The organism is Anaerostipes hominis (ex Lee et al. 2021), assembly GCF_002270485.1.
In the GTDB taxonomy this organism is placed as follows: Bacteria; Bacillota; Clostridia; order Lachnospirales; family Lachnospiraceae; genus Anaerostipes; species Anaerostipes hominis.
In genome coordinates, this window is record NZ_NQOG01000012.1 from 1 (window position 1) to 13,655 (window position 13,655).

Genomic DNA, 13,655 nt, shown 5'->3' on the forward strand with positions numbered 1-13,655 from the left:
CGGAGAGGAGATGGTTATGGTTAGCCATCTTTTTCTCTTTTTATAGGGATAAAGTTAGGGAAGGCAGCGACATCACCGAGTCGCTGCCTTCACTATTCATGACTGTCTATTAACCGACAGCCCCTTTGTTCTTGCTAAATGATTATGATATTGTCAATATTAGTTGACACATTTTCCTCAAGGATTTTGAATCCTATGCAGCTTCTTTCAGGAAATTATAGTATTGCTGTCGTTTTACCATTGGAGGAAGACCTCCATTAGCTGAACAGATCCTACGGTTATTCCAGTAGCTGATGAAATATCTCCAGATAAGTGTTTTCAGTTCATCTGTAGTCATCTTCTCCGTATCATAACGGTCATATAACAGTTCGGATTTCATTCTGGCCCACATGCTTTCGCAGCGGGCATTGTCATGGCATCTTCCACCTGCACTGTTCATGCTTTGCCGAATGCCATATTTACAGATCGCTTCCCGGTAAATCCGGCTGGTATACTGGCTTCCTGGCTTCACGGTCTTCTTTCGTAATTCCGTTTGGTTTCCGTCTGGGATGATGGTTCAGACCAATCTCTTCCATGACACGATAAACAGTGCGTTCACTTGGAATATCAACATTTTCAGGCTGTTTCAGGATCAATGCCTGGTACATCCGGATTCGCCCATAGGTGTCATTACATTCGTCTTCCTTCTAGATTTCCATCATAGCATCTGCCAGCAGCTGATACTTCCAGGGACAGTCTTTGTTCGCAAGATATTGATAAAATCCCTGTCTGCTGACATGCAGAACCCTGCAGCAAAAGGAGATATCCCCCTTCAATTCGCCGTCTTTCGTTTTTAAGGCAATAAACTTCATTCTTTCGTTTTTGCTGACTTCAGACGGCTCGCAGCGAAAAAAGCACTGGCTTCCTCCAGAAAATCATTTTCCTTCTTTAAACGACGGTTCTCTTTCTCCAGTTCTTTCACCTGCTGGCGAAGTCGGATAAGTTCTTCATTAAGTGTCATGGCGCTTTGTGGGCTCTGTGAACCTGCTCCCAGATCAAGATTGCCAAGCCGGCTGGCTCTTACCCAGCCATACATGGTATTCTTGGGAACCCCCAACTCTTTGGCAGCCTTAGCTTGTCCGATTTCCTTTGCAAGTTTCACTGCCTGAACTTTATATTCATGATCATATTGCCTGTTTTCTGCCATTTTTGTTCACTCCTTATTCTCTTGATTATATATCAAATCCTTGAGAATGGGGTGTCAACTTTTTTTATACCACATCAAACACCTTACTATGCTGTAAAAAGGATAAATCCAAATTTAAAAGAAGATATGGAACTGTTATCGCAGTTACCGTGGATAACAGGCAAATTTGATTTTGGTGATGAGGACGAGTAATTTTTTTCCTCTTGCGAGAAGATACAGAAAACAAAAAGCCCGATCAAGAGTGCAAAGCACCACCAATGGTGGCAAGCTCTTGACAGAGCTTTTTCTTTTCTGTGTTGGGTAATCAAGAGGAAGAAAGGGATAAAATCTGATTTATGGTAAATCAGATCGCATAACCCTCCATATCTCGTTATACGAAGGCAATGCAGGTATCGCAGTTTGAGCTTGTGCTACATAAGGATAGTAACTGGAAGATTGTAGGATAGTCAATAAGGCGTGTATCTCTTTACTGGGGTACACGTTTTCTTGAATTTGACAAACCTCATTTTTTATATTATACTTTTCTTGTGAGTATGAAAAGTATAACTAAACCAAAAAATAAGATTGGAGATGTGGATATGTCAATGAAAAAAGGACAACATATATTTGGAACAGTTAAGGTGGGCGAAAAAGGACAGATTGTTATTCCCAAAGAAGCAAGACAGATTTTTAATATTAAAGCAGGAGATACCTTATTAGTTTTGGGCGATGAAGAACAAGGGATAGCGATTGTGAAAGCAGACGTTCTGAAAGAATTAGCTGTGAAAATATTGAAAGGGCTTGGCAAATTAAGTAGTGGTATAGAAGATGAAAAATAATATTATGATTATATTACCGATAGTTTTCATTTTCGATTTACTTATTCCTTTTATCTTAGCACCTACATATAAGGGATATAATCATTTAACACAAGTTATGAGCGTTCTTGGAAATAGTAAAGCACCGTTACATAATGTATATAATGCGTGGCTGATAGTCTTTGGAATTATCTTAATAGTAATCAATTTCAAAGTATATACGATTGTTTCGGAGTGTTCAAGTCTGATTGCAATAATCCTTTTTACCATATTACTGATTTATGCAATCGGGGGGTGTATTCTTTCTGGGATATTCTCTGTTGGGGAAGTAAAAAGTCTTGCTACTCTTTCAGAAAAAATACATGGTTATGGCTCTGTTATTGGTTTTATGTGCTTAACATTTGCACCACTTTTCGTAGGAATTTATTCATACAAAATAAACAACATTAAATTCTTTTATTTCAGCATAGGGTGCTTCATATTGGCAATATTGTGTTTTTCATGTTTTGTTATGGGAGATAAGCCTAATGCTAAAAATACATTTTTAGCATTTGAAGGCTTATGGCAACGGTTATCATTACTGTTTATGTATTTACCTTTGGGGTGTTTAATATTGCTGGAAAAATAAATTGTTAGGAGTGAAATCTATGATAGGACTTAAAAAACGAGATATAAAAAAGGCATTGAAAGCTGGTGCAGAAGCTGGCGGTGTGTCATTGGCTGATGTTCGGGCAAACATTGAAGCAACGATTGATGAAGCTATGAACAGCACCGACCCAGAGGTGCAGGCAAATTTCAAAAAGTATTTTGGAAACAAACGCCCTACCCCAGAAGAATATATTTATACAATTACCAAAAAGACAAAAGCATAATACAAAACAAGTGCTGTAAGGGGGCTTGTACTATGGAAAGTTTTAAGGCATAATTTTATACAGTCATACACTACCTAACGGCATTTTTTCAACAACTGAATATCTCACAGCTTTAAAAGCTCGTACAGACTATATGTTTTGTACGGGCTTTTTTATACACCTTTTTTTCTGTACTTTTCAAAAGTTATAAACAGTATTTCCACTATGAAATATTTCGTTTATATAGTTTTGCTTTGGCAGTAAGGGGGTGAAATTATGAGGACATCTTCTTTCGAGCATATCGTCAGATTACAGTTTAATGCTTTCATGATGATTGTTATTAAAGGCACATTATCAAGGCATAGAAGGCAGATTGCTAGGCGTTCTAAGTATGAAGTATTATTTTGTTAATTGCTTGAAATGAAACAGATTGAACATAGTGTGAATGATAACTATTCGCATGAATTTGTATCATTTCAAGTGATGAATTTTGTAATTCATATATCTGATGAAGAATTAAGTGCAGCATTGAAAGAATTAACAGAGAAACAGCGTAATGCTATCTTGTTGCATTTCTTTCAAGACATGAACGACAGAGAAATTTCAGAACTGTATCATGTATCACATTCTGCTATCAACAGCAGACGAGATAGAGGACTAAAGAAATTACAGAAGTTATTAAACGAAAGGAAATAGGAAAAATGAAAAAAGATTATGACTATCCCTCTTACGACCTTATTTGCAGAGTGACTAGCGGAGATGAAAAAGCGGTCAGAGAAATATTAGACTTTTATAATGCTTATATCTCTAAAATATGCTTGCGACCATGTTATTACGCAAATGGTACTGTACATATACAAGTTGATGAAGAACTAAAGGGAGAAATTCATGCGTAAATGATGAAAGCTATTTTAAAGTTTGAAATCAGAGTGAAGTAATCATTTAACAAGAACAAAGGGAGATACACAGCTTTCATGTGCTATCTCCCTTATCGGTTTTATTGCCATATCAAGGCTCATTCAATCGTGGTAATTTCGTGGTAAAATGAATGTTTTTTAGTTTTGAAATTGCTTATAGATATAGTGTTTATGCGGATAATTCAAAAACTCATATAAAATTATTCTAATTTATTGACAAAAAAATGTCGCCGTATTATAGTATTCCTATAAAGGAACACGAACGGAGGCGCAGAATGGAAAATGTTGAATGTCTGATGAATTTCGGACTGACCAGGCAGGAAGCGAACCTCTATGTTCTTCTGGTTTTGGAGGGAGAACTGAATGGATACGAGGCCGCGAAAAAAAGCGGCATCTCCAGGTCCAACACCTACAACGCGCTGGCAGGGCTTGTGGAAAAAGGGGCCGCATATATGTCCGAGGAAGACACCGTCAAATATCAGGCAGTGCCCGTGGACGAGTTCTGTGACAATAAGATCCGGGATTTGAGAAGGAGCAAAAAAGAACTGGCTGTAAAACTTCCGAAACAGAGGATCAATAAAGGGGCATATCTGACCATCAAAGGGGAAAGACAGATCCTTGACAAGTTTACGAATATGCTGAGGGAGACAAAAGAAAGGGTCTATGTGTCTGCCTCCAACGAAAAGCTGAACATGTTCCGGGATTGTCTGACGGACTTAGTAAACCGCGGCATCAAGGTAGTGATCATTACCAATGAGCCTTTTGAGCTTAAAGGAGCCATCATCTATCTGACGGAGCATAAGAAAGAACAGATCCGCCTGATCACAGACTCTACCTATGTGCTCACGGGAGACCTTGTGGACCGGTATAATGCAGCCTGTCTGTTTTCCAGCAATCATAATCTGGCAGAGGTGTTCAAAGACGCTCTGGCCAACGAGATAAAACTATTAGAAATCAAGAAAGGGAATCAATAAAATGGCAAAAAGACCGTTTGTAGCAAAAGAACAATTAGATCAAATCGTAAAAAAGTATCCGACTCCGTTTCATTTATATGATGAAAAAGGAATCCGGGAAACTGCACGGAATTTAAATAAGGCATTTTCCTGGAACAAAGGATTTAAAGAATATTTTGCCGTGAAAGCGACACCTAACCCTACGATCTTAAAGATTTTAAAGGAAGAGGGCTGCGGAACCGACTGTTCTTCATTGACAGAACTTATGATGTCCGACCGCTGCGGTTTCGGCGGAAGTGAGATCATGTTTTCTTCCAACGACACACCGGCTGAAGAATTTGTGCTTGCGAAAAAATTGGGAGCCACGATCAATCTGGATGACATTACACATATCGACTTTCTGAAAGAAGCAGCGGGAATCCCGGAAGTCATTTCCTGTCGGTACAATCCGGGCGGTGTGTTCTCTCTGGGGACAGATATCATGGATAACCCTGGAGATGCCAAGTACGGCATGACCAGAGCTCAGATGACAGAGGCGTTTTTGAAACTCAAAGAACTGGGCGTCAAAGAATTCGGAATTCATTCTTTCCTGGCCAGCAACACGGTAACAAATGAATATTATCCGACGCTCGCAAAACAGCTGTTTGAATTGGCAGTAGAACTTCAGAAAGAGACCGGTGTGCACATCGGATTTATCAATCTCTCAGGCGGTGTTGGAGTCCCTTACCTTCCGGACCAGGAGGGCAATGACATCGCAGTGATCGGTGAAGGAGTACACAAGGCTTTTGATGAAGTGCTTGTCCCTGCGGGCATGGGAGATGTGAAGATCTTTACGGAACTGGGCCGCTATATGCTGGCGCCGAACGGCCATCTGGTGACAAAGGCGATCCATGAAAAGCACACCCACAAAGAATATATCGGCGTGGATGCCTGTGCAGTCAACCTGATGCGCCCGGCGATGTACGGAGCTTACCACCATATCACTGTGATGGGAAAAGAGAACGAGCCGTGTGACCACATGTATGACATCACCGGATCTCTCTGTGAAAATAACGACAAATTCGCTATCGACAGGAAGCTTCCCGAGATTGAGAACGGAGACTTGCTGGTGATCCATGATACCGGTGCTCATGGGTTTGCCATGGGATATAACTACAATGGAAAATTAAAATCAGCAGAGATTTTATTGAAAGAAGACGGAAGCACGGAGATGATCAGGAGGGCTGAGACGCCGGAAGATTATTTTGCTACTATTGAAGGATTTAACTTCTAAAGAATACTATGATGAAAGAAGGCAGGTTCTGTATGCAGACAGGATCTGTCTTTTTATGTGGGATAATTTTTGGAAAAAGCTTGTAGTACAATAGTCTTATGATATAATGATTGCAACGGTTCCGTACACTTCCCAATATCCGCTTTCTGTATATGATTGCAGGACAAAGAATATAAGACAGCTGACTGATTGGTGTGATGTCCTGAATTATATATTTGTCAAAGAGGATAAGTTGTATTTGGCAGCAATGGATACGAAAAAAACAATCATTACTTCATAATGGTGCGACAGAGAAACAGGAAAACCAACAGATTTAACATGGGATCACGATCTCTTTGTGGATTACGTGACATATAATCCTTTGACAAAGGGTTTGTACTGTAATCTTTCTTCTGACAGAGAATTATATAAAAGGCTCAATCCAATAAACCGGAAACCGCAGCAGCGAATCTGAATAACCTTTCTCTTGCAGTTGCACATTTGAATCAGAAGTCGGCAGCTTAACTGAATTCTATTGAATTGATAAAAGATATTGCAGTCAATCTTGCTTTTTTGTAAAGATTGAGGTCATCATGGGTCATATCCCTGTTTACGGAAGTGAACATACTTTTCGGATGACTTCCGTATTATAATAAATATTCTCATGGACACACCTAAGATTCAGAAGACGGCCTTTTATGCCAAGTGCTGTCTGTGCAGAGTGTTTAAGTCTGTCATGTCCGTGACTCCAACCGAGTATATCAACAGTAAGCGGCTGGACTATTCGGTTTATCTTCTTACGCAGACATCGAAAGAGATCATAGAGATCAGCTGTAAAAAATGTTCTCTCGTGCGGATGCAGCCGCTTCCCTTGATCTTACACTTTTCACCTGCTTCATCCATCATATGCTGTACGACATCCGGTGCTGCTCCCCGAGGTTCATATCCGGTGAGACCGTATTTGTGTGCAGCATCGGCACAGGCCTTCAGGTCCGCAGTGACCTTTTCATATTCCACTGACCGTATCAGCCCGAAGTTTGCGACCACATCGATCTCTGTTACGGTATCGTATCCGGCCGCGATCTCAATCTGTGTGGTCTTGGATTCGGTGGAAATGGTTACCGGACAAAGCCCCGTGTCAGTGCCCTCCACATATGGTGTACAACGTTCAATATAACCCGGATTGATGCAGATCGTGGCGCATCCTAATGTTACCCCGTCTTTTGTCAGTTCTATGATATCTTTTTCATAGTATATCTCCTGTATTTTCATTGTTTATCACTGTAATTGCAATATATCATCATTTCAGGTGCATTTCTTGTCTTATAAAATCATTATATTGTAATATATTGATATGATGAGGCGGCTTTCCTGTTTCTGGAACAACTTAAGAACTTCTTCATATGTGGAAAGCTTTTGGCATAGCTTTCAGGCTTGCGGATGTGCTACAATTTTAATAAGCTTCAGTAGAAGGAGAGAGGACATTGTTGACAGAGAGACAGTTGCAATTAGTAAAATACCTTCAGGAATGTGACGGTTATACGACGGCGGGAAAACTGGCAGAGGTGTTTCATGTCAGCAGCAGATCGATCCGCAACGATCTGGATGCGGTTCAATATTATTTGAAAGGACTGCCGGTGGAAATCGAACGCACACCTAGGCTCGGTGTCCGTCTCATTGTCAAAAAGGGATTTGATATCACAAGCCTTTATTTCAGCAATGAGATCAAAGTCTATTCCAGGGAAGAGAGAGTGGTCATCATCACTGTGCTGCTGATGATCTCAGAGAAAGTGACCATCGAGCAGCTGGCCGAGAAGCTTCAGGTCAGCAAGAACACGGTTGTACAGGATCTGAGGCCGGCAGAAGAGTTTTTGAAAAAGCACGAAGTGCGGCTCATCAAAAAGTCCTACTACGGGATGTCCCTGAAAGGTGACGAAGAACAGATACGGAATACATTGTTTAATCTATACATAAAGACGGTCAGTGAGGGCTCCCTGAACATTCTTCCTATTCTGAAAGAGTATGGGGCAGCGGACCCGGATGAAGGGATGCGCATGATCCGGAGAGTGGAGGCAGCCATGGGCATCCGGTTTGCGGATGAATCCATCGGGGAACTGGAAAGCATGATTCTTGCGTCACTGTGCCGGATTCGGTGGGGGTTTCATGTCCGGGGAGGCAGCTTGGACGATGCGGACGGCATTTACAGAGAAGCGATCCTTTCCGGACTCCCCGGTTTTCAGGTGACAAAAGGGGATCTGGACTATTTTGTCATGCTGTTCCAGAGTACGAAACGGATGGACGGGGAGAGTCTTGAAAATTGGGATGAGGACGGCAGGGTGAGGCAGGCCACAGAGCAGTTGATCCGGAAGTTTTGCAGTGATTTAAAGATCAGCAGTGAGATTGACCCTGAGATTCAAAGACAGATTATGATGCATTTAAAAGTGGCGGTGTTCCGGCTGAAAAATAAAATAAAGATCAAGAATCCTCTGCTGGAGGATATAAAGTATTCCCATTCCTTTATGTATGAGCTGACGGAACGGCTGCTCAAAGGGCAGGAAGAGATGCTGGGCGTGGTATTTCCCGACGCTGAGATCGCCTATACGACCATGTATTTTGAAGTGCTGTTCCAGGAAAACTTCAGCTTGAATCTGTCACCGGAGGTCGTGCTCGTCTGCGGGGGAGGCACGGCGACAGCAGTGCTGTTAAAACAGCGGATTTCAAAATATTTTCCGGAACTCCGGGTCAGAAAAATCTGCAGGGTCAGCGATGTGGAGGAGGAAACTGAAAGAAGCCGGCCGGACTTTATCATCAGCACAGTTCCGCTGAGTCTTAAAAATCAGCAGGTCATTCACGTAAATCCACTCTTAAATTCTCCTGATATTGACCGGGTGAAAAATATTATTTCCGTCCTCGCATACAACAGAAAGAACCAGTATCTGGTCCACAGAATCCACCAGACGATGCAGAGGGGGATCGGGGACCTTTTAAAAGAAGAATACTGCCGGTTTGATGCAGAGACAGATGACTGGAAGGAGGCCATCGCCATGGCCTGTAAGCCGCTGATCAAAAACGGCCTTGTGAAGCCGGAGTATGTGGAAGAGATGATCCACATTGTACAGAACCTGGGGAACTATATGGTATTTATTCCGGAGATTGCTTTCGTCCACGGGAGGAAAGACAATGTCCGGGAAAACTGCATCAGCCTGATGAAGCTAAAACATCCCATTGATTTTGGGAGCAAGGCAAAGGTAGATGTGAAAGTCATCATTGTCCTCGGAAATATCACCGAGAACGAGAATCTGGCAGATTTGGTCCGGATTCTGGCATGGGAGAACAACATGGAAAGAATTAAGCATATCAGTTCTTATGAGGAACTTCTTTCTCTTAGATCTGAAGAGGGAGGCGGCAGCCTATGATTTGTGCCGAAATCTTGGAGGAAGTCAGTGAATATACACAGGCTATCAGAAAAAGCTGTGAGATACTCGAGCGGTATGGCATGGTGACCGGGGAATATTACCGGGGGATCATTGACAATATCGGAGAATACGGTGGATATTTCTATCTGGGGGAAGGGGTGTGCATGCCCCACGCAAAACCGGAGACGGGTGTTTTGTCCACGGGACTGTGCATCATAAAACTAAACACACCGGTGGATTTTGAAGGGAAGAAAGTCCGCATTTTTTTTACGCTGGCGGCCAGGGATGAGGCGGCCCATTTTGTACTGATGAAGCAGATCGCTGGCATCTGTTCGGAAAAGCAGAGCCTGAAAAAGATGCTGGAATGCAGAAGCAGTGAGGAAATGCTTATGATGATGGAGAAAGAACAATGAAAAGGATCATGACAGTCTGCGGCACCGGCCTCGGGTCAAGCTTCCTGGTGGAAATGAATATACAGAAGATTCTGAGAGAGCTTGGGAAAGAGCAGGAGTTTGAGACATGCCATTCCTCAGTATATGAGATGAGTGCCATGGACGCAGACTATTTTATCGTGGCAAACGATTTAAAGGACAGTATTCCTCCTGTGGAACATTTGATCGTACTGGAATCCCTGATTGACGAAGATGAATTGAGAGAGAAACTGACAACGTTCTTGTCTTAAAGATAAAAGAGGGATATATATATGTTAAAAATGCTGAGAGACCTGGTACTGGAACCGTCCATCGTGGTCGGAGGCATCGTCTTTTTAGGTCTGGTGCTGCAGAGAAAAAGTCTGGAGGCCACGGTAAAGGGAACTCTTAAATCGGTCATAGGGTTTATGGTTATCCGGATCGGGGGAAATATCATCACAGAAAGTGTGGAACCTTTTGGAAGGATGTTTCAGTACGGATTTCATGTATCCGGAGTGATCCTGAGTGTGGAAGGAGCCGCGGGAATTGCCGTGGGCAAGTTCGGAATGGAGATTTCCGTTGTCATGCTGCTTGGGATGACAGTCAACCTGATTCTGGCCAGGATCACCAGATTCCGCTATGTGTTCGTGACCGGGCATCAGACGTTATTCATGGCAGGCATGATCGTCGTATGTATGAAAGGCGCGGGGATCAGCGGATGGATTTTTTATGCCATCGGAGCCCTGGCTCTTGGGATTCTGATGGTATTTTCGCCTGCCATCCTGCAGAAATATACGAGGCAGATCTGTAAAAACGACTCGGTGGCTTTGGGACATTTCGGAGGAAGCGCTTATTTTCTGTCTGCGTGGCTGGGAGGAATATACGGAGAAAATTCAAAGTCCACAGAAGAGATGCACATTCCGAAAAAACTGGCGTTTCTGCGGGATTCTTCGGTTACCGTATCCATTACGATGATTGCCATGTATGTGGTGGCGGCTCTGGCCTGCGGCAGTGAATTTGTAGAACAGAATCTGTCAGAAGGAAAAGATTATCTGGTCTATGCCATCGTCCAGGGGCTGACCTTTGCCGTGGGATTTACTGTGGTCATCACCGGTGTGCGCTGGTTTATTAATGAGATCGTGCCCGCGGTGAAGGGGATTGCGGATAACTGGATTCCCAATGCCAAACCGGCAGTGGACAGCCCCGTCGTCTTTCCGTATGCACCCAATGCCCTGATTGTGGGATTCATCTCGTCTTTTTTGGGAGGGCTTATTTCCCTCGGTATTATGATCGCATGTAATCTCACCGTGATCCTTCCGGGGGTCGTTCCGCATTTTTTCTGCGGCGCCACGGCAGGAGTCTATGGAAATTCCACGGGAGGAAGAAGGGGAGCCATTCTGGGCGGTTTCCTAAACGGAGTGCTGATTTCTTTTCTGCCGGTGATTTTTCTGCCGCATTTGGGGGAACTGGTAAACGCCTCTGTCACATTTCCGGATGCGGATATGGGCTTTGCGGGAGTGTTTCTGGGAGACTGGCTGAATCGGATCGGAAGCTACGGGACTCTGACGATCCTGATCGGCATTGTAATCATCATGATCCTGATCCCCGAAATGATGGATGACATGGAAGAAAACCAGGACGAATGGTTTACATTTGACACCGATGAGATCTTAAAAGAATCAAAAATGACGAATAAGAAATAACAGGGAAAAGCGGGGATCTGCGTTGGGCAGGTTCCCGCTTTTCCGCATTTCAGGAAATTAATTGGTATGGCGGCAGTTTTCTTATGCCGGTAGACTATACTTATCAGATAACAGAAAAGGAGGAAAGTATTATGTTAATTTCAGCAATCTTAGTCGCGCTGATCGCCATTGGAAGCCAGTGGTGGTTCAGCCACACAATCACCCGTACATGGCTGTATCCAATCTGGGCGGGATTCCTTGTAGCGGTAGCTATGGGAGAACCGGTCCTCGGAATGAAGGCCGCAGCCTATATCCAGCTCACATACCTTGGATGGATCACAGCCGGAGGTACCATGCCGGGCAACCTGATGGTAGCGGGAGTGTTCGGAACGGCGCTGACCATCATTTCCGGGGCATCACCGAATCTGGCACCAACCTTTGCGGTGCCGTTCAGCCTGCTGGGAATTCTGATCAACCAGGCCTACATGACCATCAACAGTTTTTGGGTACATAAGGCAGATCAGTACTTGGAGAAAGGAAATATCCGCGGATTAAGGCTTATGAACTACCTGCCGTCCGGAATCACTGCCACAGTTCTCTACGGAATTCCGGCATTTGCCCTCGTGTATTTCGGAGGAGATTTTGCAACCAACGCCTTAAAGGCAATACCGGAGCCGATGATCGCAGCGTTAAATGTGGTTGGGGCACTGATGCCGGCACTTGGAATCGCAATGCTGTTAAGCTTTCTCGGCAAAAAGAAAATCGTGGCATTCTTTTTTATCGGTTACTTCCTGACCATCTACGCAAAAGTTGATACCATGGCGGTGACTGTATTTGCGGCGGCTGTAGCAGTCCTGATCTATCTCTTTACGGGAAAATCAGAACAGGCCGCAGAGGCGGAACAAATCGAAACAGTCTCCCCGGAGGAGACCGATGTGCAGACCGGCGGCAAAAAACTTTTAAAAAAAGATCTGGTCAAACATTTTCTTCTCGGATATTCCAGCGAGACCTGTTATAACTACGAGCGTCTCCAGGCACTGGGTACGACCAATGCCATGGTGCCGATTGTAAGAAGGCTCTATGAGACAAAAGAACAACAGGCAAAAGCGTTAAAGAAGTATATGGTATTTTTCAACACGGAACCTTCATGGATTGGAACCGTTATTCACGGAGTTACAGCATCCATGGAAGAACAGTCTGCCAACGGAGCAGACATTGACGCAGAAGACATCAATGCGGTTCGTACAGGATTAATGGGACCGATGGCGGGAATCGGGGACACAGTTTCCCAGGGTATCGCTTATCCGATCTTAGCCGGAATCGCCTGCAGCCTGGCGCTGGCCGGAAATGTAGCCGGACCGATCCTGTTTGAGGTTGCGTACAAAGTTCTGATGATCGGTATGGGATATGCCATGTATATGATGGGATATAAGCAGGGAAAAAGTGCCATCGTAAAAATCTTAAGTGCAGGAACTTTAAACAGAATCACTGAAGCATTCAGTATCGTCGGACTGATGGTTGTCGGAAATATGGCGGCTACCAGAGTTAATATCAAGACTCCGATCGCATTTAAAGTCGGGGAAGTAGGAATCAATCTTCAAAATATCTTAAATTCTCTGCTGCCTGGAATGCTGCCTCTGATCGCGACGCTGCTTGTGTGGAAGCTCCTGAGCAAGAAGGTGAAGCCGACCTATATCATCGTTATCATCTTTGTAGTAGGCGTTATCACTTCACTGATCGGCCTGCTGGCCGTGGCATCATAGCAGACGGAGGAATGAGACATGGTTGGAGTTTTATTAATCAGTCACGGACTGCTCTGCCGGGGACTTGCTGACAGTGTCTCCATGGTAGCAGGAAACATAGAACAGTCAGAATGTATTTCCCTGAAGCCGGGCCAGGACCCCGGAGAGTTTAAGGAAAAGGTGAGGCAGGCAGTGGAAGAGCTGGACACCGGCATGGGAGTCCTTGTGTTGACGGATCTTTTAGGAGGGACACCGTTTAACAGCATTGCCATGCTGTGCCAGGAATATCCGGCAGCGGTCATCACCGGAGCCAATATGGCTATGGGGATCGCCGCGGCGCTTCAGAGGGAGGAGGACACGACACTCTCAGAACTTGCGAAGATCTGTGAACAGGCGGGACATGATGGCATAAAGAGGCTCGACATTCAGGAGAAAGGAACGGCGTGAAG

At 44.0% G+C, this 13,655-nt stretch carries 14 protein-coding genes and 2 pseudogenes; 13 read left to right on the forward strand and 3 right to left on the reverse strand.

Going from position 1 to position 13,655, the window contains the following annotated elements:
* Nucleotides 1-193: 193 nt before the first annotated feature.
* Nucleotides 194-851, reverse strand: a pseudogene (locus tag CI597_RS19480) (IS3 family transposase).
* A complete protein-coding gene (locus tag CI597_RS11360; RefSeq protein WP_024728597.1) occupies nucleotides 848-1,186 on the reverse strand; it encodes a transposase in 339 nt (112 codons plus the stop codon). Before CI597_RS11360 ends, CI597_RS19480 begins: the two are co-directional and overlap by 4 nt.
* A gap of 578 nt (nucleotides 1,187-1,764) precedes the next feature.
* Between CI597_RS11360 and CI597_RS11370 the strand changes: the two genes are divergently transcribed.
* From CI597_RS11370 to CI597_RS11400, 7 genes and pseudogenes are all read left to right on the forward strand, one after another.
* Entirely contained in the window at nucleotides 1,765-2,004 is a 240-nt protein-coding gene (locus tag CI597_RS11370) for an AbrB/MazE/SpoVT family DNA-binding domain-containing protein (protein ID WP_024728596.1), read from the forward strand.
* On the forward strand, nucleotides 1,994-2,611 hold the full coding sequence (locus CI597_RS11375; RefSeq protein ID WP_024728595.1) for a DUF998 domain-containing protein: 618 nt from the start codon (nucleotides 1,994-1,996) through the stop codon (nucleotides 2,609-2,611). The genes CI597_RS11370 and CI597_RS11375 overlap by 11 nt, the downstream gene beginning before the upstream one ends.
* Nucleotides 2,612-2,630: 19 nt before the next feature.
* Nucleotides 2,631-2,855 carry a hypothetical protein gene (locus tag CI597_RS11380; protein ID WP_024728594.1) on the forward strand — a complete coding sequence of 75 codons (225 nt, stop codon included), beginning with the start codon at nucleotides 2,631-2,633 and terminating at the stop codon, nucleotides 2,853-2,855.
* Between the two features lie 255 nt (nucleotides 2,856-3,110).
* Nucleotides 3,111-3,530 (forward strand): annotated as a pseudogene (locus CI597_RS19485) (RNA polymerase sigma factor).
* A 5-nt stretch (nucleotides 3,531-3,535) separates the two neighbouring features.
* Nucleotides 3,536-3,730, forward strand: coding sequence for a helix-turn-helix domain-containing protein (locus CI597_RS11390; RefSeq protein WP_051405248.1), 195 nt, complete (start codon nucleotides 3,536-3,538; stop codon nucleotides 3,728-3,730).
* A gap of 296 nt (nucleotides 3,731-4,026) precedes the next feature.
* Nucleotides 4,027-4,725, forward strand: coding sequence for a TrmB family transcriptional regulator (locus CI597_RS11395; protein WP_024728593.1), 699 nt, complete (start codon nucleotides 4,027-4,029; stop codon nucleotides 4,723-4,725).
* A 1-nt stretch (nucleotide 4,726) separates the two neighbouring features.
* The gene (locus CI597_RS11400) at nucleotides 4,727-5,977 is read left to right on the forward strand and encodes a diaminopimelate decarboxylase (RefSeq protein ID WP_024728592.1); all 1,251 of its coding nucleotides are present in this window, start codon (nucleotides 4,727-4,729) and stop codon (nucleotides 5,975-5,977) included.
* Nucleotides 5,978-6,745: 768 nt separating this feature from the next.
* Here CI597_RS11400 and CI597_RS11410 read toward each other — a convergent pair.
* Complete coding sequence (locus CI597_RS11410; RefSeq protein ID WP_051405247.1) at nucleotides 6,746-7,228, reverse strand: hypothetical protein; 483 nt, start codon at nucleotides 7,226-7,228, stop codon at nucleotides 6,746-6,748.
* Nucleotides 7,229-7,440: 212 nt separating this feature from the next.
* On the opposite strand from CI597_RS11410, the gene CI597_RS11415 reads away from it, so the two are divergent.
* The 6 genes from CI597_RS11415 (at nucleotide 7,441) to CI597_RS11440 (ending at nucleotide 13,653) form a co-directional block, all read left to right on the forward strand.
* Nucleotides 7,441-9,372 (forward strand): BglG family transcription antiterminator, encoded by a 1,932-nt coding sequence (locus tag CI597_RS11415; RefSeq protein ID WP_235824610.1) that lies wholly within the window; start codon nucleotides 7,441-7,443, stop codon nucleotides 9,370-9,372.
* The gene (locus CI597_RS11420; protein ID WP_024728590.1) at nucleotides 9,369-9,785 is read left to right on the forward strand and encodes a PTS sugar transporter subunit IIA; all 417 of its coding nucleotides are present in this window, start codon (nucleotides 9,369-9,371) and stop codon (nucleotides 9,783-9,785) included. Before CI597_RS11415 ends, CI597_RS11420 begins: the two co-directional genes overlap by 4 nt.
* Complete coding sequence (locus CI597_RS11425) at nucleotides 9,782-10,054, forward strand: PTS sugar transporter subunit IIB (protein WP_024728589.1); 273 nt, start codon at nucleotides 9,782-9,784, stop codon at nucleotides 10,052-10,054. The genes CI597_RS11420 and CI597_RS11425 overlap by 4 nt, the downstream gene beginning before the upstream one ends.
* Nucleotides 10,055-10,075: 21 nt before the next feature.
* Nucleotides 10,076-11,485 carry a PTS ascorbate transporter subunit IIC gene (locus CI597_RS11430; RefSeq protein ID WP_024728588.1) on the forward strand — a complete coding sequence of 470 codons (1,410 nt, stop codon included), beginning with the start codon at nucleotides 10,076-10,078 and terminating at the stop codon, nucleotides 11,483-11,485.
* 131 nt (nucleotides 11,486-11,616) lie between these two features.
* A complete protein-coding gene (locus CI597_RS11435; protein ID WP_024728587.1) occupies nucleotides 11,617-13,227 on the forward strand; it encodes a PTS system mannose/fructose/sorbose family transporter subunit IID in 1,611 nt (536 codons plus the stop codon).
* A gap of 18 nt (nucleotides 13,228-13,245) precedes the next feature.
* The gene (locus tag CI597_RS11440; RefSeq protein ID WP_024728586.1) at nucleotides 13,246-13,653 is read left to right on the forward strand and encodes a PTS sugar transporter subunit IIA; all 408 of its coding nucleotides are present in this window, start codon (nucleotides 13,246-13,248) and stop codon (nucleotides 13,651-13,653) included.
* The last annotated feature ends 2 nt before the right edge of the window (nucleotides 13,654-13,655 follow it).

What these genes read in the sequence shown, in the direction of transcription:
- CI597_RS11360 (WP_024728597.1), bottom strand. Translation starts at nt 1,186, where the DNA reads ATGGCAGAAAACAGGCAATATGATCATGAATATAAAGTTCAGGCAGTG.
- CI597_RS11370 (WP_024728596.1), top strand. Translation starts at nt 1,765, where the DNA reads ATGTCAATGAAAAAAGGACAACATATATTTGGAACAGTTAAGGTGGGC.
- CI597_RS11375 (WP_024728595.1), top strand. Translation starts at nt 1,994, where the DNA reads ATGAAAAATAATATTATGATTATATTACCGATAGTTTTCATTTTCGAT.
- CI597_RS11380 (WP_024728594.1), top strand. Translation starts at nt 2,631, where the DNA reads ATGATAGGACTTAAAAAACGAGATATAAAAAAGGCATTGAAAGCTGGT.
- CI597_RS11390 (WP_051405248.1), top strand. Translation starts at nt 3,536, where the DNA reads ATGAAAAAAGATTATGACTATCCCTCTTACGACCTTATTTGCAGAGTG.
- CI597_RS11395 (WP_024728593.1), top strand. Translation starts at nt 4,027, where the DNA reads ATGGAAAATGTTGAATGTCTGATGAATTTCGGACTGACCAGGCAGGAA.
- CI597_RS11400 (WP_024728592.1), top strand. Translation starts at nt 4,727, where the DNA reads ATGGCAAAAAGACCGTTTGTAGCAAAAGAACAATTAGATCAAATCGTA.
- CI597_RS11410 (WP_051405247.1), bottom strand. Translation starts at nt 7,228, where the DNA reads ATGAAAATACAGGAGATATACTATGAAAAAGATATCATAGAACTGACA.
- CI597_RS11420 (WP_024728590.1), top strand. Translation starts at nt 9,369, where the DNA reads ATGATTTGTGCCGAAATCTTGGAGGAAGTCAGTGAATATACACAGGCT.
- CI597_RS11425 (WP_024728589.1), top strand. Translation starts at nt 9,782, where the DNA reads ATGAAAAGGATCATGACAGTCTGCGGCACCGGCCTCGGGTCAAGCTTC.
- CI597_RS11430 (WP_024728588.1), top strand. Translation starts at nt 10,076, where the DNA reads ATGTTAAAAATGCTGAGAGACCTGGTACTGGAACCGTCCATCGTGGTC.
- CI597_RS11435 (WP_024728587.1), top strand. Translation starts at nt 11,617, where the DNA reads ATGTTAATTTCAGCAATCTTAGTCGCGCTGATCGCCATTGGAAGCCAG.
- CI597_RS11440 (WP_024728586.1), top strand. Translation starts at nt 13,246, where the DNA reads ATGGTTGGAGTTTTATTAATCAGTCACGGACTGCTCTGCCGGGGACTT.